This is a genomic window from Rhodococcus sp. P4_F3_2 (assembly GCF_056401335.1).
This window is the reverse complement of record NZ_JBFUJN010000216.1, coordinates 1-437: the sequence shown is the minus strand read 5'-3', so window position 1 is coordinate 437 and position 437 is coordinate 1. Positions and strand designations below refer to the sequence as shown.

The window sequence follows — 437 nt, the reverse complement described above, 5'->3', positions numbered from 1 at the left end:
CCCACATTCTTTCTCCTTTGTAACCAGCTGTATCTGAATCACTAAAGAAAACTAACTTCACCAGGTCTCCCGCTTTTAATTTATCTGTCACCGCTTTGCTTGGCTTGTAAAATGTATAAGGAGATTCTTTGTTTCTTTCATAAACATTATCTAATTGCCAATATGTATTGCTATCCTCATGTTTTTTATTAGTAGAATGTTTTTTGAACCAACTTTTCATAAAATACATTACCTCTTTGATTTATATAATTTAAATTTCTTTAATTGGATACTGAGTTAAAATAGATTCTAACCCTTGAATAAACGCATCTGTGTAAGTCGAATTTTATGTTTTAATACTCTTTCGGGTTGATGATGGTGTAAACTTTTATGCTCTTTTCCTCAATCACTCTTTCGGGTTGATGATGGTGTAAACTTTTATGCTCTTTTCCTCAATC

The 437-nt window shown here is 31.6% G+C and carries 1 protein-coding gene; it reads right to left on the bottom strand.

Annotated elements, in window-relative coordinates; all coding sequences use genetic code 11:
* Positions 1-220 (bottom strand): hypothetical protein (locus tag AC1DWA_RS33475; protein WP_477917806.1); only part of this gene is annotated, 220 nt, incomplete at its 3' end.
* Positions 221-437 lie beyond the last annotated feature (217 nt).